21 protein-coding genes are annotated in these 20,066 nt (G+C 70.3%); 7 read left to right on the top strand and 14 right to left on the bottom strand.

What is annotated here, in order from left to right; genetic code table 11:
• The 3 genes from E1286_RS49395 to E1286_RS48080 all read left to right on the top strand — a co-directional run.
• The coding region (locus E1286_RS49395) for a dienelactone hydrolase family protein (RefSeq protein WP_223190336.1) at window positions 1-417 on the top strand (417 nt) is incomplete at its 5' end.
• A 179-nt stretch (window positions 418-596) separates the two neighbouring features.
• A complete protein-coding gene (locus E1286_RS52120) occupies window positions 597-731 on the top strand; it encodes a dienelactone hydrolase family protein (RefSeq protein WP_425464769.1) in 135 nt (44 codons plus the stop codon).
• A 111-nt stretch (window positions 732-842) separates the two neighbouring features.
• Window positions 843-1,145, top strand: a complete 303-nt coding sequence (locus E1286_RS48080) for a hypothetical protein (protein WP_165969898.1) — start codon at window positions 843-845, stop codon at window positions 1,143-1,145.
• Window positions 1,146-1,299: 154 nt separating this feature from the next.
• Here E1286_RS48080 and E1286_RS24800 read toward each other — a convergent pair whose 3' ends face one another.
• Window positions 1,300-2,685: a glycine--tRNA ligase gene (locus E1286_RS24800; protein ID WP_187368216.1), complete on the bottom strand. Its 1,386-nt coding sequence runs from the start codon at window positions 2,683-2,685 to the stop codon at window positions 1,300-1,302.
• A 94-nt stretch (window positions 2,686-2,779) separates the two neighbouring features.
• Window positions 2,780-3,067, bottom strand: coding sequence for an antibiotic biosynthesis monooxygenase family protein (locus E1286_RS24795; RefSeq protein ID WP_132615907.1), 288 nt, complete (start codon window positions 3,065-3,067; stop codon window positions 2,780-2,782).
• Window positions 3,068-3,161: 94 nt separating this feature from the next.
• On the opposite strand from E1286_RS24795, the gene E1286_RS24790 reads away from it, so the two are divergent.
• On the top strand, window positions 3,162-3,509 hold the full coding sequence (locus E1286_RS24790; RefSeq protein WP_132615905.1) for a DUF6703 family protein: 348 nt from the start codon (window positions 3,162-3,164) through the stop codon (window positions 3,507-3,509).
• A 20-nt stretch (window positions 3,510-3,529) separates the two neighbouring features.
• On the opposite strand, the gene E1286_RS24785 is transcribed toward E1286_RS24790, so the two are convergent.
• The 7 genes from E1286_RS24785 to sucC all read right to left on the bottom strand — a co-directional run bounded on the left by E1286_RS24785 (window position 3,530) and on the right by sucC (window position 10,993).
• A complete protein-coding gene (locus E1286_RS24785) occupies window positions 3,530-3,958 on the bottom strand; it encodes a DUF3592 domain-containing protein (RefSeq protein ID WP_132615903.1) in 429 nt (142 codons plus the stop codon).
• A 99-nt stretch (window positions 3,959-4,057) separates the two neighbouring features.
• Window positions 4,058-5,605, bottom strand: a complete 1,548-nt coding sequence (locus tag E1286_RS24780) for an aldehyde dehydrogenase family protein (RefSeq protein WP_132615901.1) — start codon at window positions 5,603-5,605, stop codon at window positions 4,058-4,060.
• 10 nt (window positions 5,606-5,615) lie between these two features.
• Window positions 5,616-7,337 carry a glyoxylate carboligase gene (gene gcl / locus E1286_RS24775; RefSeq protein WP_132615899.1) on the bottom strand — a complete coding sequence of 574 codons (1,722 nt, stop codon included), beginning with the start codon at window positions 7,335-7,337 and terminating at the stop codon, window positions 5,616-5,618.
• A complete protein-coding gene (locus E1286_RS24770; RefSeq protein ID WP_132615897.1) occupies window positions 7,334-8,194 on the bottom strand; it encodes a 2-hydroxy-3-oxopropionate reductase in 861 nt (286 codons plus the stop codon). The genes gcl and E1286_RS24770 overlap by 4 nt, the downstream gene beginning before the upstream one ends.
• Window positions 8,191-8,985: a hydroxypyruvate isomerase family protein gene (locus E1286_RS24765; RefSeq protein ID WP_246075092.1), complete on the bottom strand. Its 795-nt coding sequence runs from the start codon at window positions 8,983-8,985 to the stop codon at window positions 8,191-8,193. The genes E1286_RS24770 and E1286_RS24765 overlap by 4 nt, the downstream gene beginning before the upstream one ends.
• Complete coding sequence (gene sucD, locus E1286_RS24760) at window positions 8,982-9,863, bottom strand: succinate--CoA ligase subunit alpha (protein ID WP_132615895.1); 882 nt, start codon at window positions 9,861-9,863, stop codon at window positions 8,982-8,984. Before sucD ends, E1286_RS24765 begins: the two co-directional genes overlap by 4 nt.
• On the bottom strand, window positions 9,863-10,993 hold the full coding sequence (gene sucC / locus E1286_RS24755) for an ADP-forming succinate--CoA ligase subunit beta (RefSeq protein WP_132615893.1): 1,131 nt from the start codon (window positions 10,991-10,993) through the stop codon (window positions 9,863-9,865). Before sucC ends, sucD begins: the two co-directional genes overlap by 1 nt.
• A 90-nt stretch (window positions 10,994-11,083) precedes the next feature.
• Between sucC and E1286_RS24750 the strand changes: the two genes are divergently transcribed.
• The 3 genes from E1286_RS24750 to E1286_RS48075 all read left to right on the top strand — a co-directional run bounded on the left by E1286_RS24750 (window position 11,084) and on the right by E1286_RS48075 (window position 13,593).
• Entirely contained in the window at window positions 11,084-12,340 is a 1,257-nt protein-coding gene (locus tag E1286_RS24750; RefSeq protein ID WP_223190334.1) for an MFS transporter, read from the top strand.
• Window positions 12,341-12,579: 239 nt separating this feature from the next.
• Window positions 12,580-13,323, top strand: a complete 744-nt coding sequence (locus E1286_RS24745; RefSeq protein ID WP_132615917.1) for a GntR family transcriptional regulator — start codon at window positions 12,580-12,582, stop codon at window positions 13,321-13,323.
• Window positions 13,324-13,416: 93 nt separating this feature from the next.
• On the top strand, window positions 13,417-13,593 hold the full coding sequence (locus E1286_RS48075) for a hypothetical protein (protein ID WP_165969897.1): 177 nt from the start codon (window positions 13,417-13,419) through the stop codon (window positions 13,591-13,593).
• 58 nt (window positions 13,594-13,651) lie between these two features.
• On the opposite strand, the gene E1286_RS24740 is transcribed toward E1286_RS48075, so the two are convergent.
• From E1286_RS24740 to frc, 5 genes are all read right to left on the bottom strand, one after another.
• Window positions 13,652-14,659 (bottom strand): TerC family protein, encoded by a 1,008-nt coding sequence (locus E1286_RS24740; protein ID WP_132615889.1) that lies wholly within the window; start codon window positions 14,657-14,659, stop codon window positions 13,652-13,654.
• Window positions 14,656-15,144, bottom strand: a complete 489-nt coding sequence (locus E1286_RS24735) for a hypothetical protein (protein WP_132615887.1) — start codon at window positions 15,142-15,144, stop codon at window positions 14,656-14,658. The genes E1286_RS24740 and E1286_RS24735 overlap by 4 nt, the downstream gene beginning before the upstream one ends.
• Window positions 15,144-16,550, bottom strand: coding sequence for an Nramp family divalent metal transporter (locus E1286_RS24730; protein ID WP_132615885.1), 1,407 nt, complete (start codon window positions 16,548-16,550; stop codon window positions 15,144-15,146). The genes E1286_RS24735 and E1286_RS24730 overlap by 1 nt, the downstream gene beginning before the upstream one ends.
• 165 nt (window positions 16,551-16,715) lie before the next feature.
• Window positions 16,716-18,833 carry an acetate--CoA ligase family protein gene (locus E1286_RS24725; protein WP_132615883.1) on the bottom strand — a complete coding sequence of 706 codons (2,118 nt, stop codon included), beginning with the start codon at window positions 18,831-18,833 and terminating at the stop codon, window positions 16,716-16,718.
• Complete coding sequence (gene frc, locus E1286_RS24720) at window positions 18,834-20,057, bottom strand: formyl-CoA transferase (protein ID WP_132615881.1); 1,224 nt, start codon at window positions 20,055-20,057, stop codon at window positions 18,834-18,836. It lies immediately after the preceding gene.
• Window positions 20,058-20,066 lie beyond the last annotated feature (9 nt).

Here is a 20,066-nt window from a genome sequence, read left to right as displayed (position 1 = left end):
CTCCCCTGCTCCCCCGCCCCCACCGCGAGCCCGGCCGGGCCCTCACCGCTGCCCACGGAGCCCGTCACGTTCGGCGGGCCCGAAGGCACGACGCTGCAGGCCGCCTGGGCCTCCGCCGAGGACGCCAAGGGCGCCGTCCTCGTGATCCACGAGAACCGCGGCCTCACCGACCACGTCCGGTCGGTCGCGGGACGGCTGGCCGCGAGCGGCTACTCGGCCCTCGCCCTGGACCTGCTGTCACGGGACGGCGGCACGGCGGCGTTCACCGACACCGCCGAGGCCACGGCGCGGCTCGGGGAGATCCCGCCGGAGCAGTTCGTGGCGGATATGAAGGCGGCGGTGGGCGAGCTGGGGCGGCGGGCCGAAGGGCTCAAGCTGGGCATGATCGGCTGCTGCTTCGGCGGCGGGACGACCTGACTGCTGCTGTCGTCGGCCGAGCCGCGCCTCGCGGCCGCCGTGCCGTTCCACGGGCCGCTCCCGGAGAACGCCGACATGAGCGGGAGCCAGGCGGTGGTGCTCGGCGTGTACGCCGAGCAGGACGACCGGGTGCACGCCACCCGCGACGCCGCCGAAGCCGCCCTGCGGGGGGGGCGGACCTGACGCACGAGATCGTCACGTTCCCTGGCGTCGGCCACGCCTTCTTCAACGACACCGGCCGGCGTTACGACACCGAAGCCGCGTCACAGGCATGGGACCGCGTCACGGCCTGGTTCGATCGGCACCTCGCCTGACGCCTCGGTCAACGGGTGACGTAGGCGTAGGCGTAGGCGTCGGCGTCGGCGTCGGCGTCGGCGTCGGCGTCGGCGTCGGCGTCGGCGGGCGGCCCCTGTTCGATCACGTCGATGAGCACGCCGTTGGGCCACGATGAGGAGCCGCCGGCCGAACTGCTCGGTGCGCAGCCCCAACTCGGCCGTCAGCCCCTCAGCGCCCTGCTCTCACTGCTCTCACTGCTCTCACTGCTCTCACTGCTCTCACTGCTCTCACCGGGATCCTGGAGTCGCTCCGCACAAGGTGAGCAGGCCGGCGGGACCACGGAGCCGGGCGACGTGCGCCGTAACGGCGGCGCGCCGGTGAGGCGGAGGAGCGTCTCCCTGGAGGGCCGTCAGGGTGGCCACGGCGGGTGGGCCGGGCCGGCGCAGCCGTAAAGGAGGAAATGAATCGGGGCATCGCGCCGCCGCGTCCGTGACCAGGGCCACCCTGCCGCGAGCGTCGGGACAGCGCCCTCGACGGAAGAACTCGACGGAAGACATGGCAAAAGCCGCCCGCCGTGAGTACGGCGAGCGGCCCGTGCCGGAGAAGTCAGTCGTTCAGGTGCTGGCGGAGGTAGGACTCCACGGCGTCGATGGAGATGCGCTCCTGGCTCATCGTGTCGCGCTCGCGGATGGTCACCGCGTGGTCGTCGAGGGTGTCGAAGTCGACCGTGATGCAGAACGGCGTGCCGATCTCGTCCTGGCGGCGGTAGCGGCGGCCGATCGCGCCGGCGTCGTCGAACTCGACGTTCCAGCGGCGGCGCAGCTGCGCGGCCAGGTCGCGCGCCTTCGGCGACAGGTCGGCGTTGCGCGACAGCGGCAGCACCGCGGCCTTGACCGGGGCGAGCCGGTGGTCGAGGCGCATGACCGTGCGCTTCTCCATGACGCCCTTGGCGTTGGGCGCCTCGTCCTCGCTGTAGGCGTCGAGCAGGAACGTGAGCGTGGCCCGGTCGACGCCGGCCGCCGGCTCGATGACGTAGGGAACGTAACGCTCCTGCGTCTCCTGCTCGAAGAAGCTGAGGTCGACGCCCGACGCCTTGGAGTGGGCCGTCAGGTCGAAGTCGGTGCGGTTGGCGACACCCTCCAGCTCACCCCACTCCGAGCCGGTGAAGCCGAACCGGTACTCGATGTCGACCGTGCGCTTGGAGTAGTGGGACAGCTTGTCCTTCGGGTGCTCGTAAAGGCGCAGGTTGTCCTTGTTGATGCCGAGGTCGGAGTACCAGCGGTAGCGCTCGTCGATCCAGTACTGGTGCCACTCCTCGTCGGTGCCGGGCTTGACGAAGAACTCCATCTCCATCTGCTCGAACTCGCGGGTGCGGAAGATGAAGTTGCCCGGCGTGATCTCGTTGCGGAACGACTTGCCGATCTGGCCGATGCCGAACGGGATCTTCTTGCGCGCCGACTGCTGCACGTTGAGGTAGTTGATGAAGATGCCCTGCGCGGTCTCGGGCCGGAGGTAGGCCAGGCCCGATTCGTCCTCGACGGGGCCGAGGAAGGTCTTCAGCAGGCCGCTGAACTGGCGAGGCTCGGTGAAGGTGCCCTTGTTGCCGCAGTTGGGGCAGGTGACGTCGGTCAGGCCACCCTCGGGCGACTTGCCGTTCTTCTCCTCGTAGGCCTCGATGAGGTGGTCGGCCCTGAAGCGCTTGTGGCAGGACAGGCACTCGGTGAGCGGGTCGGTGAAGGTGTCGACGTGGCCGCTGGCGCGCCACACCTCGGGCGCCAGGACGACGGAGGAGTCAAGGCCCACCACGTCTTCGCGCGACTGGACCATCGACAGCCACCACTGCCGCTTGACGTTGCTCTTCAGCTCGACACCCAGCGGACCGTAGTCCCACGACGCGCGCAGTCCGCCGTAGATCTCGCTCGACGGGTATACGAGCCCGCGGCGCTTGGCGAGGCTGACGATGGTGTCCATGACGTCGTTGCGTCGTGCCATTTCGGTAGGTTCTCTTTCCGGCTGGAGGTCGGCGAGGGTATTGGTGAGCTCCCAGCTTAGGGGACGCTTCCCCGGTCTCGCGCGCGAGTAAATGTTACGCCCCGTCGCGCGGATAGACGTCCTCGTACGCACTGGGTTCGTTGACCATGAGAATCATCAGCGGATACATCACCATGCGGGCGGCGGACAGCGCTCTGCGGTAGAAACCGGCGCCCTCCCACTCCGTGACCAGGGCCCACAGATTGGGCTCGTCGACCGAACGGGCGAGCCTGCCCCGCTGGAAGCCGGGCTGTTCGGCGAACGTGTCGAGGATCGTGTGGCCCTGCTTGAGGAAGTCCTGCGACTGGGCATCGGGCACGGTGTAGCGGATGACGGCGAGCACGCGTTCCAGCCTAGGGGTGCAGGCGGTCCGCCACAGCCCGGTCACCTGCGCTCATCCGGCTCACGGGCGGGCGATCTCCCGTAGGCTCGGGGGCGTGGCCCCTGACGACAAGCGCCGCCCGCTGCCCCAGGACGAGCAGTTCTTCACGCCCGGCGCGAGCGGCCTGCGCAAGGCCGTCGAGCAGCGCAGCGCGGTGCCGATGGCGTTCCTGTTCACGCAGGTGCCCCGGTGGGTGGCGCCGGCGGTGCTGGTGATCCTGCTGCTGGTGGGCTTCGCCGTGGCCCATCCGCTCGGCGGCGTGGCGGTGCTGCCGGTGATCGCGTTCATCGGCTGGCTCGCCTACCTGTCATGGCCGTCGCTGCGGATCGGCGGGAAGATCATGCGGGTCGCCATGCTGACCTTCCTGGTCCTGCTCGCGGCGACGCGCTTCGGTGTTTTCTAGAGGGCCTTCTGGAGAGTCTTCTAGAACGTCGCCAACTCCTGGGCGGCGATCACGACCATGACGACGAGCATGCCGATCCCGACGGCGAAGAAGATCAGGCCGAGCAGGACGCCGCTTCCCATCGCGCTGTCGATGCGGACCTGCGTGGGGACGTCCGGGTCGTAGAGAACGCCCACCTGCTGACCGGGCCGCGCGGGCGGTGGGTTGCTGGCGAACGGGGTCTCGGCCTCCACGTGCACGCCCTGCCGGGTGGTGTACCGGATGACGGCGTGATAGGCGGCGCCCTCGCCGGGGCCGGATCGGTTCGGCCTCAGCCCCACGACCAGGCCGCGAGCGCGGTGGGCCCGCCTGCGGAAGCCCCGTGACCTGATCGCCAGCGTGCCGCCGACGACGGCGAAGAGCAGGCCCATGCCGCCGACGACGGCGATGGCGTTGATGACTTGCAGCACGGTTCGACCGTATTGATGCCACTTGCAACTCGCTTGACGCAGGGGTACTGCGCTGGTCACGCCGCGTGGGCGCGACCAGCGCAGAGCCCTGGAAGTCGCTCAGGTGGCCGCGGGGGTGTCCGGCAGCAGCGTGTAGCTGGGGAAGTTGCCCGGGAGGCGTTCGCCGTCCGGGCCGACGGTGGCGGCGCGCACGAGCAGCTCGCCGCCGACGAACGCGCCGCGCCACGACGCCCCGAGGCCGCCGAACAGCTCGTCGCGGTCGCCGCGCGAGCGCGGCCTGTTGTGGCCGACCTTGAACGCCCGCACCTCGGGCGACAGCCGGCGGAAGGTCTCCTCCTCGTCGCAGGAGAGCGTGGCGACCAGGGCGCCGTTGCTGGCGTTCATGGCGGCCAGCAGCTCGGCCTCGGTGTCCACCAGCACGATCGTGTCGACCGGCCCGAAGGGCTCGGCGTGGTGGAGGGGCGACGAGCGCGGCGGGTTGAGCAGCGCTGTCGGAGCAAAATAAGCGGATTTATCCTGCCCAGGCAGGAAATGTCCGGCGTCCAGTGCGGCACGGTGGAGCGGCACGCCGCCCCTGGCCACGGCCTCGTCCACCTGGTCGGCCAGTTCCTTGGCCTTCGAGGCGTTGATCAGCGGGCCGAAGTCCAGCTCCGGCAGGGGGTCATCGGGGTCGGCCACGGCCAGCGGATGGCCGAACCGCAGCGACCCCACGGCCTTCAGGTACGCGGCCAGGAACTCGTGGAACAACGAGCGCTGCACGACGAACCGCGGGTAGGCGGTGCAGCGCTGCTTGGCGTAGTCGAACGACCCGCGGATCTGCCGGGTGAGCAGGTCCCAGTCGCCGTACTCCCACACGCCCCAGCAGTTGAGGCCCTCCTGCTCCAGCACGTGCCGGCGGTCGAGGTCGGCCAGCGAGGTGGCCACATTCGCCCCCGCGTCGCGTCCGCCGACGAACGACACGCACCCGAGCGACTGCCCGCCCACCAGCACCGGCGACAGCTCCGCCCCTCCCCCGCTCACCAGCGTGAACGGGAGCCCCTCACGGACGGCCAGCGCCGTGGCGAGGGTGAGGCAGCACAGCCCGCCGTCGGTGGGCGTCTTGGCGATGACCGCGTTGCCGGCCAGCGCCTGCACGAGCATGGCGTGCATGAGCACGCTCATCGGGTAGTTCCAGCTGGCGATGTTGCTGACCGGGCCGGGCAACGGGGTGCGCCCGGCCGTCATGTCGTCGATCTGCTCGATGTACCAGCGCACGCCGTCCAGGCAGCGGTCGACGTCGGCGCAGGCCGTCTTCCACGGCTTGCCGATCTCCCAGACCAGCAGCATGGCCAGCAGGTCGCGGTGGGCCGCCATGGACTCCACCGCGGCGGACACCATGGCCTTGCGCTCGGCCGGCGGCAGGTACCGCCAGCGCCCGTGCTCCTCGACCGCTCCCGCCACGGCCCGGCCCGCGCCGGCCCGGTCCAGCCGGGGCAGGCCGGCGATGGCGGTGCCGTCGACCGGCGAGAAGCCGGGCACGGGGCGCCCGTCGCGGTGCCAGATGCCGCCCCAGTGGTTGAGCACCCGATCATCGTGGAAGGCTTCCGGCGCCACCGAACAGCACCGTTCGTAGGTGTCCCGCCAGGACGTCCCCGGCTTCAGCTGCATGTGCTCCTCCTCAGTCGGACCAGTCGGCGGTGATGAGCTCGGGCAGCGGTTCGAATTCCTTGACGGCCTCCAGCGACGGCCCCATGGCGGCGTTCGCCTCGCGCTCGACCATCACCTCCACGAGCACCGGCAGCCGTTCGCGCGCCGCCTCGGCGCTCGCCCATGCCAGCGCGTCGCGGATGTCCCCGGGCAGCTCGACCCGGCGCGCCGGGCAGCCGAACGCCTCCATGGCCTTGACATGGTCGATGCCCCCCTCCCCGTAGTGCAGGTCCACGGCGAAGTTCATGTCGTACGGGAGCTCGGCCTGTCTGATGAGGCCCAGGTACTCGTTGTTGATCATGACGATGACGAACGGGATGCGGTACTGGGCGGCCACCGCGACCTCTTCCATGAGGAACTGGAAGGAGTAGTCGCCGACCACCGCCACGACCTGCCGTTCCGGGTGGGCGAGCTTGACGCCCATGGCCGCGGGCACCTCCCAGCCGAGCGGCCCGGCCTGCCCGCAGACCAGGTAGCGGCGCGGCAGGTACGTCGTCTGGAACTGCCCGGACCAGATCTGGTAGAGCCCGATGGCGGTGACGAACGTGGTGTCGCGCGGGAAGTACTCGTTGATCTCCTTGAACACCCGGGGCGGCTTGATCGGCACGTCGTCGAAGTCGTCGCGCCGCAGCAGCGTGCCGCGCAGCTCGCTGACCTTGCGCACCCACTTGTCCGGCTCCTTGGGCGCGCCGCGCCGGCGCGCCTCGTCGCGCAGGTTGGCGAGCACCGGACGGGCGTGCCCGACGACCCCGAGGTCGGGCTCGAAGACCCGGCCGATCTGCAGCGGGTCGATGTCGACGTGGATGAACTTGCGGCCCCGGCGGTAGACGTCGAGCTCGCCGGTGTGCCGGTCGCCGAAGCGGGCGCCGACGGCCAGCACGAGGTCGCTCTCCAGGAACGCGGCGTTGCCCCACCGGGTCTGCGTCTGGATGCCGGCCATGCCGGCGAACAGCGGGTGGTCCTCGGGGAAGGCGCCCTTGCCCATGAGCGTCACCTGGACGGGCACCTGCAGGTGCTCGGCCAGCGCGCGCAGCTCGTCGCAGGCGTCGGCGATGATGACGCCGCCGCCGGCCAGGATGATCGGCCGCTTGGCCCGCTCGATCATGTCGAGGGCGGCGCCCACGGCCTGCGGCAGCGGCTCCGGCACCTCGACGGGCAGCGGCCCGTCCAGGGCGGGGTCGTACAGGCAGGTGCCCTTCGCGATGTCGATGGGCAGGTCGATGAGCACGGGGCCGGGCCGCCCCGAGCGGGCGATCCTGAACGCCTCACGGAACACCCACGGAGCCTGTGCGGGCTCCTTGAGCTGCACGGCCCACTTGGTCACGGGCCGGGCGATCTCCACGATGTCGACCGCCTGGAACGCCTCCTGGTGCAGCTTGGAGGTCGCGGCCTGGCCGGTGATGCAGATCATCGGGATAGAGTCGGCCATCGCGGTGTAGAGGCCGGTGATCATGTTCGTGCCGGCCGGGCCGGAGGTGCCGATGCAGACGCCGACGTTGCCGGTCACCCGCGCCCATCCGTCGGCGGCGTGGGTGCCGCCCTCCTCGTGGCGGACGGTGATGTGCCGGATCGAGCTGTGCTGCAGCGCGGCGTAGAGCGGCAGGATGGCCGCGCCGGGGATGCCGAAGACGGTGTCCACACCCTCCGACTCCAGCACCTTCACCACGGCTTCCATACAGGGAACGCGCGTCATCCATTCAGCCTTTCGATGACCTTGAGCAGGGCGGAGTGGTCGAGCGAGCCGTGCCCCTGCGCCCGGGCCGCCGCCACGAGCTGGGCGACCTGCCCGGTGAGCGGCAGGCTGACGCCGGCCTCGCGGGCGGCGGCGACGGCGATGCCCATGTCCTTGTGGTGCAGGTCGATGCGGAAGCCGGGGGCGAACTCCCGCTTGACCATGGTCTGCCGCTTGAGCTCCAGGATCCGGGAGCCGGCCAGGCCGCCCGCGAGCACGTCGAGCCCGGCCGCCGCGTCCACGCCGGAGGCCTCCAGCAGCACGATCGCCTCCGACACCAGCCCGTAGATGCCGCCGACGACGAGCTGGTTGGCGGCCTTGACGGTCTGTCCCGCGCCGGCCGGGCCGACGTGCACGACGGTCGTGCCGAGCGCCTCCAGGACCGGCCTGGCCTCCTCGACGTGCTCCGGCTCGCCGCCGACCATGATCGACAGGGTGCCGTCGATCGCGCCGCGCTCGCCGCCGCTGACGGGGGCGTCCAGCGCCCGTACGCCGACCGCCGCGGCCTGCTTGGCCACCGAGCGGGAGGTCTCCGGCTTGATGGTGCTCATGTCGATGTAGAGCAGGTTGGGCTTGCCGTACTCGATGACGAGCGGCGCGACCTCCTCCACCTGCGGCGAGTCGGGCAGCATCGTGATCACCACGTCGGCGCCGCCGACCGCGTCGACCACGCCCGTGGCGGCCTTGCCGCCCAGGCCGACGAGCTGCTCGACCCGTTCCGCGCTGACGTCGTACCCGGTCACCGCGTGACCGGCCTTGAGGAGATTGGCCGCCATCGGGCTGCCCATGATCCCCAAGCCGACGAACCCGATGTTCATGTCTGCCTCCAGTCGAACGCGCCCGGCCCCTCGTGCCGGTACTCCAGGCCGACGTGCCCGTGGTAGCCCGCCGCCTCCAGCCGCGCGAAGATCTCCGCGTACGGCATCCGCCCGCTGCCCGGCCGGCCCCTTCCTGGGTCGTCGGCGATCTGCACGTGGCCGAAGCGCGCCGCGTGCCCGTCGATGAGCGCGAGCACGTCCTCGCCCATCCGGTTCAGGTGGTAGAGGTCGGCCAGGAAGGCCATGTTGTCCCGGTCCACCTCGTCGATCAGCTCGAAGGCGGCCTGCGACGAGGTGATCGGGTAGTGGGGGTTCTCGTGCGAGTTGAGCGCCTCGACGACCACGGTCGCGCCGATGCCGGCCGCCGCGTCGGCCGCCCGGCGCAGGTTGTCCACGGCGAGGGCGTGGTCGGTGCCGGGGCCGTTGCCGTAGAGGGCGTTGAGCACGCCGCAGCCCAGCTCCCCGGCGAAGCGGACCGCGATGTCGATGTTGGCGCGGAAGCGGTCTGAGCCATCGGGTCTGGCCAGCAGGCCGCGCTCGCCGCCCGCCATGTCGCCGGCGTCGAAGTTGAGCCCGACCAGGCGCACCCCGGCGTCCTCGATGGCCTGGCGCAGGGCGGCCAGGTCCGCGCCGCAGGGGTCGGGCGCGGGGAACGGCCACCACAGCTCGACGGCGTCGAACCCGGCCTTGGCCGCGGCGGCCGGGCGCTCCAGCAGCGGCAGTTCGGTGAAGAGAATGGACAGGTTGACGTCGAATTTCGGTGAGCCCGACGCCACGGTCCCCGCGCTCACCGCGCGCCCAGGGCCGAGCGCATGAGCCGGGCCGTCTCGGTGGGGGTCTTGCCGACGCGGACGCCGACCGCCTCCAGGGCCTCCTTCTTGGCCTGCGCGGTGCCGGACGAGCCGGACACGATCGCGCCCGCGTGGCCCATCGTCTTGCCCTCGGGGGCGGTGAAGCCGGCCACGTAGGCGACGACGGGCTTGGTGACGTTCGCCGCGATGTAGGCGGCGGCCCGCTCCTCGGCGTCACCGCCGATCTCGCCGATCATCACGATGGCGTCGGTGCCCGGGTCCTCCTGGAAGGCCCGCAGGCAGTCGATGTGGGTGGTGCCGACGACGGGGTCGCCGCCGATGCCCACGGCGGTGGAGAAGCCGAGGTCGCGCAGCTCGTACATGAGCTGGTAGGTGAGCGTGCCGGACTTCGAGACCAGGCCGATGCGGCCGGCCGAGGTGATGTCGGCGGGGATGATGCCGGCCGACGACTGCCCGGGGCTGATCAGGCCGGGGCAGTTGGGGCCGATGATCCGGGTGTCGCCCGCCGCCGCGAGCGCGCGGAAGCGTACGGCGTCGTGCACGGGGACGCCCTCGGTGATGACCACGCAGAGCGGCACCTTGGCCGCGATGGCCTCCTCGACGGCGCCGCCGGTGAACTTCGGCGGCACGAAGACCACCGACACGTCGGCCCCGGTCTGCTCGACCGCGTCGGCCACCGAGCCGAACACCGGCACCGTGCGCTCACCGAAGTCGACCGACGCGCCGCCCTTGCCGGGCGTGACGCCGGCCACGATGTCGGTGCCGGCGGCGAGCATGCGAGCGGTGTGCCGCCTGCCCTCCGCGCCGGTCATGCCCTGGACGAGTACCCGGCTGTCCTTGGTCAGAAAGATCGCCATTACGCACCTGCCGCGAGTCTGGCCGCCATCTCGGCGGCGCCGTCCATGGTGGAGACCTGGCGGACCGCCGGGTGCCGGGCGTCGCTGAGGATGCGCCGCCCCACCTCGGCGTTGTTGCCGTCCAGCCGTACGACGATGGGCGTGCCGTGGCCGCGCTCGCCGAGCAGCTGGAGTGCGGTGACGATGCCGTTCGCCACCGCGTCGCAGGCGGTGATGCCGCCGAAGACGTTGACCAGCACCGAACGCACGTCGGGGTCGGCCAGGATGATCTCCAGCCCGTCCGCCATCACCTGCGCGGACGCTCCGCCGCCGATGTCGAGGAAGTTGGCCGGGGCGGCGCCGGCCCCGGCGACCACGTCGAGCGTGCTCATGACGAGCCCCGCGCCGTTGCCGATCACGCCGACCTTGCCGTCCAGTTTGACGTAGTTCAATCCCTTGGCCTTGGCCTGGGCCTCCAAGCTGACGGATTCCTCCGCGTACTCCCAGGAGTGCCGGAAGGCGGCGTTGTCGTCGACGGTGACCTTGCCGTCGAGCGCCATGATCTGCTGGTCGGTCGTGCAGATCAGCGGGTTCACCTCGACGAGCAGGGCGTCCTCCTCGACGAGCACCCGCCACAGCTTCTCCAGCACGCCGGCCGCCTGCTCGGGCAGGCCCGCCTTGCCGGCCAGCTGCCGCGCGGTGTCGGCGTCGACGCCGGCGACAGGGTCGATCGGCAGCTTCACGATGGCATCGGGGTCGCGGGCGGCCAGTTCCTCGATCTCCATGCCGCCCTGGGCCGACACCATCGCCAGGAACGCGCCCTCTGCCCGGTCCACCAGGAAGGCCGCGTAATACTCCTCGAACGGCACGGTCGCGGCCTCCACCAGCACGCGGCGCGCGATGTGCCCCTTGATGTCCATCCCGATGACGCGCTCTGCCTCGCTCTCGGCCGCAGCCGGCCCGGACGCGGGCCTGATGCCGCCCGCTTTGCCGCGTCCACCGGTCTTCACCTGGGCCTTGATGACGACGGGCGTGTCAAGCTCGGCCGCGATCGCGCGGGCCTCGGCCGGCGTGGCCGCGACCTTGCCCGCGGGAACGGGGATCCCGTGACGCCCGAAGAGCTCCTTCGCCTGGTACTCGTACAGGTCCATTCGAGCCTCCTTTGTAGACGGTATACCGTATGGAGTATCCTCCGTCTAGGGTCTCGACAGGCGTGGGTCCGTGTGGATACTCCATACAGTATGGAGAATGCAATCCGAGATTGGCGGGGCCGCGCATACCGTCCCGGGCCCGTCCCCGCCGACCGCATGCGCATGTTCTGGCTGGCCCTGGCCGCGATGGCGGCCATCAGCCCGCTCCAGTACGGCTACGCCGCCCTGCTCGCCCGCGAGGCGGGCGGCCTGACGCTGCTGGCTGTCTGGATCGCCTGCCAGGCCGCGGGCGCCCTGCCCGCGCTCCATCTCGTACGCCGCGGACGCCTGAGCGTGCGCGCCAGCCTGGCCATGGGCGCCGCGCTGAGCGGCCTCGGCCTGGCCACGACGGCGTTGTCCGGCGGGCTCGGCCTGCCCGCCCTCGTGGGCTACGCCGTCCTCGGCGGCCTTGGCGGCGGCCTGGTCTACGGCGTCTGCGGCGAGGTCGTCTCCGCCTGGTTCCCCGAGCGCCCCGCCGGCCGGGTCGGCCTGATCACCGGTGCCTTCGGCTACGGCGCGGTGCCGCTGCTGGTCTGGGCCGGGATCGCCCCGGGCGCGACGACCGCCGCGTTCCTCGCCGCCGCCGCCGTCGCCACGGGCGTCATCGCGGCCGCCGCCGCGCGTCTGCGGCTCCCGCCGGCCCTGTGGTGGCCCGACGACGTGGACCCGCGTACACACGCCCTCGACGCGGCCCGGCTGCGCACGGCCCCGGAGGGGACCAAGCAGTTCGGCCTCGCGCAGGCGATGCGCACGCGGACGATGCCGACCCTCGCGCTGATCCTGACCTGCGCGGGGGCGGTGTCCGTCTTCGACGTCATCGTGGTGGCGGGCACGGGGGCGTGGGGCGCGCTGGCGTTGCTCGTGGCGCTCAACGGGGCCAGCCGGTCGGTGGCCGTGCGGGCCTCGGAGCTGTTCGGCCGCCGGCGGGTGCTCGCCACGGTGTTCGGCTCGCTCGCGGTCGGCCAGATCCTGCTCGCCGTGGCCGTCCAGAACGCCGCCGTGCCGGGGCAGGCCGCCGGGGCGCTGCTCTGGCTCGGCGCGGTCGCGGCCGGGCTGGGCGGCGGAGCGTTCTATCCCCTGCTGGCCGGCCTCGTGCGCGAGTTCTTCGGCGCCGAGCGGGCCGGCGACATCCACGCGGTCGTCTACAGCGCCAAGGCCGTGGCCGGCGTGGTGGCGGTCGTGCTCGCCCTCACCGCCCTGACCGCGCCCGGGGCCGCGCTGCTCGCCGCCGCGGCGCTCGCGGCGCTGCCCGCGCTGGCCGCGCCCCGTCTGCGAATTCCGGGCCTGCCGGCCACCATCCCCCTGTGATAATGATCCTGCGCGGCGCTCTGCCCCCGGACGCCTCAAGACGCCCTCACAGTTGTGCATCTGTGAAATGAGACATCAGATGTGGCGTCTGAGGCCTCTGCGCACGTCACGGGAGTCTCGGCAGCGCCACAAGTGACGTCCTGTGATGAGACTCACCCACGCCGGGGACCCCCGGACGGTATGCTGTAGGCAGTCGACCAAAAACCTTTTAACACTAACGCAGTCCTGGAGTCGTGACCATGTTGCTGTCGGAACAAACCGGCCAGTCGGCGGCCGCCAAGATTCCCCGCCCGGCCACGCTCCGGGAAAGCGTGATCGAGGCCATCCAAGAGCTCATCGTCTCCGGCCAGCTCAAGCCGGGCCAGCACCTGGTGGAGAGCGAGCTGGCCGGCCTGCTCGGCGTGTCGAGGCAACCGGTCCGCGAGGCGCTGCAGCAGCTCAGCGGTGAGGGCTGGGTCGATCTCCACCCCGGGCAGGGCGCGTTCGTGCACGTCCCGACGGTTCAGGAGGCCGACCAGCTGCTGGCCGTGCGCGCGCTGCTAGAGACCGAGTCGGCCCGGCTCGCCGCCAAGCACGCGGGCGAGGACGGCGTGAAGCGGCTGCGGGAGCTGTGCGAGCAGGGCATCGCCGCGGTGGAGTCCGACGACGTCGACACGGCCGTGGCGCTCAACTCCGACCTGCACGGCCTGGTGACCGCCCTGTCGGGCAACGCCGTCCTGGCGGAGCTGGCCGCCCAGGTGGCCAGGCGGGTGCGGTGGTACCACACGCCGGTGGCCCGTCGGCGCGGCATGGCCTCGTGGGACGAGCACACCCAGCTTATCGACGCCATCGAGGCCGGCGACGAACGCCGCGCCGCGAAGATCATGCGTGAGCACACCGAGCACACCCGCATCTCCTACATGGCGCAGCGGGAGAACGAGCCGGTGGAGCCCGCGCCCAAGCCCGTCCGCCGGCGGCGGCCGCGCACCCCGTACGCGGGGTAGCGGCGCCGGTTGACGTGACGTTCACAGAAGCCCACATGCTCCGAAACACCTCGGGTAGAGGGTGGAGCCATGACCGATTGGAGGTGCATGACGATGAAAGCGTTCTGGCGCTATCTCCTTGGTGATCCGCCGGGTCACGCGGCAGACGGCCGGTCCATCGGCCTCGGCCTGAGCACAGCGCTCAAGAAGTACTACTCCGCGGACGACGCGGAAGACTACGCGCGCCAGTGGAGCGCCGAGCACGAGATTCGCAAGAGCCCGCGGCACTGAGGCCGCGGCGAAGGGGCGTGGCCGCGTGGCAGCCCCGTCCCCCCGCACGCGGCCCGGTTCAGCGCCCGTGTGAAGGTTCCTCCGCAGGCTCCTTGTCCTGCGTTTCCGCCTCGGCCTTCTCGGCCTTGGCATCACGCGAGGACTTCATCAGGCTCAGCACCGTGGTGATGGCCAAAGTGCCGATGATGATTCCGAGCGACACCATGATGGGCACCTCTGGCGCCCACGAGACGCCGTCGTGGTGCAGCGCTTCGAGGATCAGCTTCACGCCGATGAAGGCGAGCACCACCGACAGGCCCTTGCTCAGGTAGACGAGCCGGTCCAGCAGCCCGCCGATGAGGAAGAACAGCTGCCGCAGCCCCATGAGGGCGAAGGCGTTGGCGGTGAACACCAGGTAGGGCTCCTGGGTGAGCCCGAAGATCGCCGGAATGGAGTCGAGCGCGAACAACAGGTCGGTCGTCCCGATGGCGACCATGACGATCAGCATGGGGGTGAACATCCTGCGGCCCATGTGGCGCACCGTGAGGCTGGCGCCGTGGTAGGTCTCCGTGGTGGGGAGCACCCGCCGGGCCGTGCGCAGGGCGATGTTCTCGGAGAACTCCGCCTCCTCTTCCTCGTGCCCGATCAGCTTCCACGCCGTGTAGACCAGGAAGGCGCCGAACACGTAGAAGAGCCAGTCGAACCTGGTGATCGCCTCCGCGCCGGCGGCGATGAAGGCGCCGCGCAGGAGGAGTGCGATGACGATGCCGATGAGCAGCACCTTCTGGCGGTACTGCCGCGGCACCTGGAAGCGACTCATGATCAGCAGGAAGACGAAGAGGTTGTCCACGCTGAGCGAGTACTCGGTGATCCAGCCGGCGAAGAACTCGCCGCCGTGTGTCGGCCCTGAGAGCACCAGCAGGCCGACGCCGAAGGCGACGGCCAGGCCCACGTAGAACGACACCCAGCCGACGCACTCCTTGAAGCTGGGTTCGTGCGGGTTGCGTGCGACCAGCCAGAAGTCGAACGCGAGCACGAGGCAGAAGCCGCCGATCGTGGCCAGCCAGATCCACAGCGGCAGGTTCACTTACGCGCTCCCTTCCGCGCCTGGGTCATCCGGGCGTATCGGAGGTAGTGACCGAGCAACTCCTTTGCGACGGGATTGTCAGGGGCACGGCGTATCAGCCAGTGCGGCATGAGTCGCTCGTGCATCCAGACGAATCCGATCGCGAAGCCGAGGCTCACCATGGCCTGGTAGGCGAGGAACGTCAGCACGCCGTCGGCCGTGCCGACGCCGAACAGGGTCTCCTGGACCAGCCGGGAGAGCGGGAAGGCGGCCATCCAGTACAGGCCGACGGGGCCGAAGGTGCCGGGGCGGAACACGCCGTGGCCGAGGAGCACGCCGTACAGCCCGCCGAAGAGGGCGAGCGGCGCGGACAGCGCCAGGGCCGACAGCGCGGCCATCCCGGCGGGCTGCCCTGCGAAGAGGGTCAGCCCGCCGGCCATGGCACCGGCGACGGCTCCGATAGTCGCCCCTGGCAGGGCGAGTTCGAGGCTGTGCCGTCCGTTCATCAGTTCACGACCACGCCGAAAGCGATCATGCTGTAGAAGAGCATGCCGAGGTAGAACACCGCGCCGAACCCGATGATCGCGTTGCTCCACCACTTGGGCCTGATCGGCTTCGGCAGCATGCGGTTGTTGACCAGCAGCAGCGTCACGCAGTACGCACCCATCGCGAACGTCGACAGGAACGCCAGCGTGTCCAGGATCGCGCTCGGCCCGTCAGCCGGCCCGAAGAGCAGGATCAGGATGCCGAAGATGATCACGCCCCACAGGAAGATCGCGTACAGCTTCGACATGCCGATCTTCTTCGCCCCGGGGACGAAGTTGAACGTCATGTCCGCCTGGCCACGGGAGAAGGAGTCGAACAGGCCGAGCGTGGCGTTCAGGCCGATCAGCGCGATGAACCCGAGGAAGACCACCCCGAGCACCGAGCTGCCCGCCGAGGAGACGGCGGCCGACATCGCGCTCAGCGCCGCTTCCCGGTCGTCGGCCATGAGGGCGTCGCGGACGCCCGGGTTGATCCGGGCCGCCGACTGGGCGATCACCGTGAAGGAGATCGTGACCAGCATGGTGACGCCCCAGAAGAGCAGGAGAGCGTCGAAGGTGACCCAGCGCCGCCAGCCCTTCCACTTCGCCATCTCGGCCGGGTCCTCGGTGTCGAACATGAAGCCCCGGTTGGGCATCTCCTCTTCCTCGCCCGCGTGCCGGAGCCCGCGGACCTTCGGGATGTGCGCGCCCATGCCGGCCCCGGAGTCACGCAGGTGCAGCGTGTACCACATCTGCTGCATACCCGAGGGACCGGCGAACGCGCACGCCCCGACGATGACCGGGAACCACGCGGCGGACATGGCCTCCGGCGGCAGGTAGCCGATGGCGAACATGCCGGAGATCGTGGTGACCACGTCGGCCCAGGAGCCCACCATGGCCGCGATCACAGCGGTGCCGAGCACCAGCGCGCCGATGAGCAGCGACAGCACGTTCTCGAGCAGGTTGTAGATCACCTTGGCCAGGGTGAAGATCACGCCGACGAGGATCAACCCGGCGATCGCGGTCACCACCCAGGGAATTCCGGTGATCTCCTCGAACGCCGCGGCTCCGGCTGACAGGTGTCCCGGCCAGATGTAGACGGCGATCGCCACGATGAAGAAGAACCACATCAGCGGCTTGAACACCCTGGCCGCGCCGGAGAAGATGCTCTCCCCCGTGGCCATGGCGTAGCGGGCCATCTCCAGCATCACGACGGCCTGCAGGGTGACGCCGATCAGGAACAGCCACCTGATCTCAGGCCCGAACAGCAGCACCAGCCTGGGCCACATGTACGACTCGCCCATGCCCACGCCCAGGGCGACGAGGAACACCGTCGGCCCGAGCAGGTGCACCGAGGGAGGCGCGTCGGGGAGCTTCCTGATGGGCATCGGCTCGAGCCGGCCCGCTTTCCATACTCGTCCATCTTCGACCGGCGGCGTGGCCGTCGCCGGTGGGGTGTTCGATGTGTCCACCTACGGACCTCCTGGGGGGATTTGTTGCCTTTCCTCTTGCGCCCCGAATGCCCCCTCGCCTGGTGCTGCTGCGCTCGGCTCTTAGCTCAGCAGACCGGCAGCCCTGGCCCAGCGGTACTTCGCACCGAGGACCGCCACGGGCTTTTCTGTCGTGTACGGGTACGCGACCACGCCATGCTCGTACAGGTACTCGCTTGCCTCCTCGACTTCGGTGTCGCCGGCCAGGCTGGCCACGACCGGCTTGACATTGCCCTTCGCCCGCTCCTCCGCCACCACACGGGCGATGAGCTCGGCGAAGACCATCGGCGGCGTCACGATCGTGTGCCAGTAGCCGAGGACGAGCGCGTGGATGCGGTCGTCCTGCAGGCCGAGGCGGACCGTGTTCTCGTAGGTCGAGGGGGGTTCGCCGCCGGTGATGTCGATGGGGTTGCCCGCCGCGCCGAACGGCGGGATGTAGGCGCGGAACGCCTTGTCCAGGTCCTCAGGGATGTCCATGAGGGTCAGGCCGGCGTCCACGATGGCGTCCGACAGCAGCACGCCCGAGCCGCCGGCGCCGGTGATGATGACGACGTTCTCGCCCTTCGGCGCGGGCAGGACCGGCAGCGCGCGAGCGTACTCGAGCATGTCGTTCAGCCCGGGCGCGCGGACCACGCCGGCCTGGCGCAGGATGTCGTCGTAGACCTTGTCGTCACCGGCCAGCGCGCCGGTGTGGGAGCCGGCCGCGCGGGCGCCCATGGCGGTGCGGCCCGCCTTGAGCACGATGACCGGCTTCTCCTTGACGACCCGCCGGGCGGCGTCGACGAAGCCGCGCCCGTCCTTGAGGTCCTCCAGGTGCATGGCCACGGCCTTGGTGTTCTCGTCCTGCTCGAAGAAGGTGAGCAGGTCGTCCTCGTCCACGTCGGCCTTGTTGCCGACGCCGACGATGGCCGAGACGCCCATCTTCGTCGTGCGGCTGAAGCCCAGGATGGCCATGCCGATGCCGCCGCTCTGCGAGGTCAGCGCCACGCTGCCCTTGACGTCGTACGGCGTGCAGAACGTCGCGCAGAGGTTCTCCGGCGTGTAGTAGTAGCCGTAGATGTTCGGGCCGAGCATGCGCACGCCGTGCCGCTTGGCGATCTCGACGATCTCCTGCTGGCCCTCGACGTTGCCGGTCTCCGCGAAGCCCGACGGGATCATGACCGCGCCCGCCACGCCCTTCGTGCCGACCTCCTCCAGCGCGGACGCCACGAACTTGGCGGGAATCGCGAACACGGCCACGTCCACGTCACCGGGCACGTCGGAGATGCTCTTGTACGCCTTGCGCCCGAGGATCTCGTCGGCCTTGGGGTTGATCGGGAAGATCTGGCCCTTGTAGCCGCCGTTGATGAGGTTCTTCATGACCGAGTTGCCGATCTTGCCGTCCTCGGCCGAGGCGCCGATGACGGCGACCGAGCGCGGCTTGAAGATCCTCGTCATCTGCCGCAGGATCTCCTCCCTCGACAGCCGGGTGACCTCCGCGGGCTTGTCGCCGATGAGGATGCGCACGTCCGCGGCGACGGCCCCGTTCGCGTCGGCGAAGACCGGGTTGAGGTCCACCTCGGCGATCTCGGGGTAGTCGGTGACCAGCTTGCCGACGCGCTCGATGAGGCTCGCGAGCGCCTCCCGGTTCGCCGGTTCGGCGCCTCGGGCCCCGCGCAGCACTTCCGCTGCCTTGATGTCGTCCAGCATGCCAAGCGCATCATCGCCTGAAACCGGGGCAAGACGGAAGGTCACGTCCTTAAGGACTTCAACCAGAACGCCGCCCAGACCGAAAGCGATCACCTTGCCGAAGGTCGGGTCGGTGACGGCGCCGACGATGACCTCGTGGCCGCCGCCGACGAGCTGCTGCACCTGGATGCCGTCGATCTTGGCGTCGGGGTTGTAGGCGCGGGCGTTGGCCAGGATCTTGTCGTAGCCCTCCCGCACCTCCTCGACGGTCCGCACACCGACGAGCACACCGCCGGCGTCGGTCTTGTGCAGGATGTCCGGTGAGACGATCTTGAGGACGACCGGGAGCCCGATCTTCTCGGCGATCTCCGCGGCCTCGGCGGCCGAGGTGGCCAGCCCCTCGCCGGGAGTCGTGATGCCGTACTCCTCGCACAGCAGCCGGCCCTCGGGGGCGGTCAGGGCCGTACGGCCCTCCGCGAGTGCCTTGTCGATGACTTGTCTGACCGTGCTCACCTAGATGACTCCGTTCGCTTTGAGTTCGGCCAGCTCGTCCGCGCTCACGCCGAGCCGGCCGTAGATCTCTTCGTTGTGCTCGCCGAGGAGCGGCGGGGTGCGCACGTCCACCGGCGAGTCGGACAGCTGCAGCGGGCTGCCCACGGTGACGAACTCGCCGCGCTCGGGGTGGTCGACCGTGACGACGATGCCCTCCTCGCGCAGGCTCTCGTCCTCGACCAGCTCCTTGGTGGACAGGATCGGACCGCAGGGGATGTTCTCCGCGTTGAGGCGGTCGAGGACCGTCCACTTGTCGTGGCGGATCGTCCACTCCTCGATGAGCTGGAACATCTTGTCCAGCTTCGACAGCCGCGCCTCCGGCGTCGCCCACTCGGGGTCCTCGGCCAGCTCGGGGCGGCCGATGATGTCCGCGATGGGCTTCCAGCCGACCGGCTGCACGATCACGTAGACGTAGTCGTTCGGCCCGCCGGGCGCGCAGCGGACCGCCCAGCCCGGCTGCCCGCCGCCGCTCGCGTTGCCGGAGCGGGGCACCTCGTCGCCGAACGACTCGTTCGGGTACTCGCGCAGCGGGCCGTGCGCCAGCCGCTGCTGGTCGCGCAGCTTCACGCGGCACAGGTTCAGCACGGCGTGCTGCATGGCCACCTGTACGCGCTGGCCGCGCTCGGTCTGGGTGCGCTGGTAGAGAGCGGCCAGGATGCCGGACAGCGCGTGCACGCCGGTGCCCGAGTCGCCGATCTGCGCCCCGGTCGCCAGCGGCGGGCCGTCCTCGAAGCCCGTGGTGCTCATCGAGCCGCCCATGGCCTGGGCGACCACCTCGTACGCCTTGAACTTGGCGTACCGGCCGGCGCCGAAGCCCTTGATCGAGGCGTAGATGAGACGGGGGTTGAGCTCCTGCAGGCGCTCCCAGGAGAAGCCCATGCGGTCGACCGCGCCGGGCCCGAAGTTCTCCACGAGCACGTCGGCCTCCTTCACCAGCTCGGTGAAGATCTCCTTGCCGCGCTCGCTCTTCATGTTCAGGGTGATGCTGCGCTTGTTGCAGTTCAGCATCGTGAAGTAGAGGCTGTCGACGCCTGGCACGTCGCGGAGCTGCTGCCGGGTGATGTCGCCCGTGGGGGCCTCCAGCTTGACCACGTCGGCGCCCAGCCAGGCGAGCAGCTGGGTGCACGACGGGCCCGACTGGACATGAGTCATGTCGAGGACGCGGACACCTTCGAGAGCCTTCATGTCGGAGTT

Source organism: Nonomuraea terrae, assembly GCF_004348995.1.
Lineage (GTDB): Bacteria > Actinomycetota > Actinomycetes > Streptosporangiales > Streptosporangiaceae > Nonomuraea > Nonomuraea terrae.
Note: the sequence above shows the minus strand (reverse complement) of the source record. Positions and strands in the feature narration are given on the sequence as shown.

What these genes read in the sequence shown, in the direction of transcription:
- E1286_RS48080 (WP_165969898.1), top strand. Translation starts at nt 843, where the DNA reads ATGAGCACGCCGTTGGGCCACGATGAGGAGCCGCCGGCCGAACTGCTC.
- E1286_RS24800 (WP_187368216.1), bottom strand. Translation starts at nt 2,685, where the DNA reads ATGGCACGACGCAACGACGTCATGGACACCATCGTCAGCCTCGCCAAG.
- E1286_RS24780 (WP_132615901.1), bottom strand. Translation starts at nt 5,605, where the DNA reads ATGCAGCTGAAGCCGGGGACGTCCTGGCGGGACACCTACGAACGGTGC.
- gcl (WP_132615899.1), bottom strand. Translation starts at nt 7,337, where the DNA reads ATGACGCGCGTTCCCTGTATGGAAGCCGTGGTGAAGGTGCTGGAGTCG.
- E1286_RS24770 (WP_132615897.1), bottom strand. Translation starts at nt 8,194, where the DNA reads ATGAACATCGGGTTCGTCGGCTTGGGGATCATGGGCAGCCCGATGGCG.
- sucD (WP_132615895.1), bottom strand. Translation starts at nt 9,863, where the DNA reads ATGGCGATCTTTCTGACCAAGGACAGCCGGGTACTCGTCCAGGGCATG.
- sucC (WP_132615893.1), bottom strand. Translation starts at nt 10,993, where the DNA reads ATGGACCTGTACGAGTACCAGGCGAAGGAGCTCTTCGGGCGTCACGGG.
- E1286_RS24750 (WP_223190334.1), top strand. Translation starts at nt 11,084, where the DNA reads ATGGAGAATGCAATCCGAGATTGGCGGGGCCGCGCATACCGTCCCGGG.
- E1286_RS24745 (WP_132615917.1), top strand. Translation starts at nt 12,580, where the DNA reads ATGTTGCTGTCGGAACAAACCGGCCAGTCGGCGGCCGCCAAGATTCCC.
- E1286_RS48075 (WP_165969897.1), top strand. Translation starts at nt 13,417, where the DNA reads ATGAAAGCGTTCTGGCGCTATCTCCTTGGTGATCCGCCGGGTCACGCG.
- E1286_RS24735 (WP_132615887.1), bottom strand. Translation starts at nt 15,144, where the DNA reads ATGAACGGACGGCACAGCCTCGAACTCGCCCTGCCAGGGGCGACTATC.
- E1286_RS24730 (WP_132615885.1), bottom strand. Translation starts at nt 16,550, where the DNA reads ATGCCCATCAGGAAGCTCCCCGACGCGCCTCCCTCGGTGCACCTGCTC.
- frc (WP_132615881.1), bottom strand. Translation starts at nt 20,057, where the DNA reads ATGAAGGCTCTCGAAGGTGTCCGCGTCCTCGACATGACTCATGTCCAG.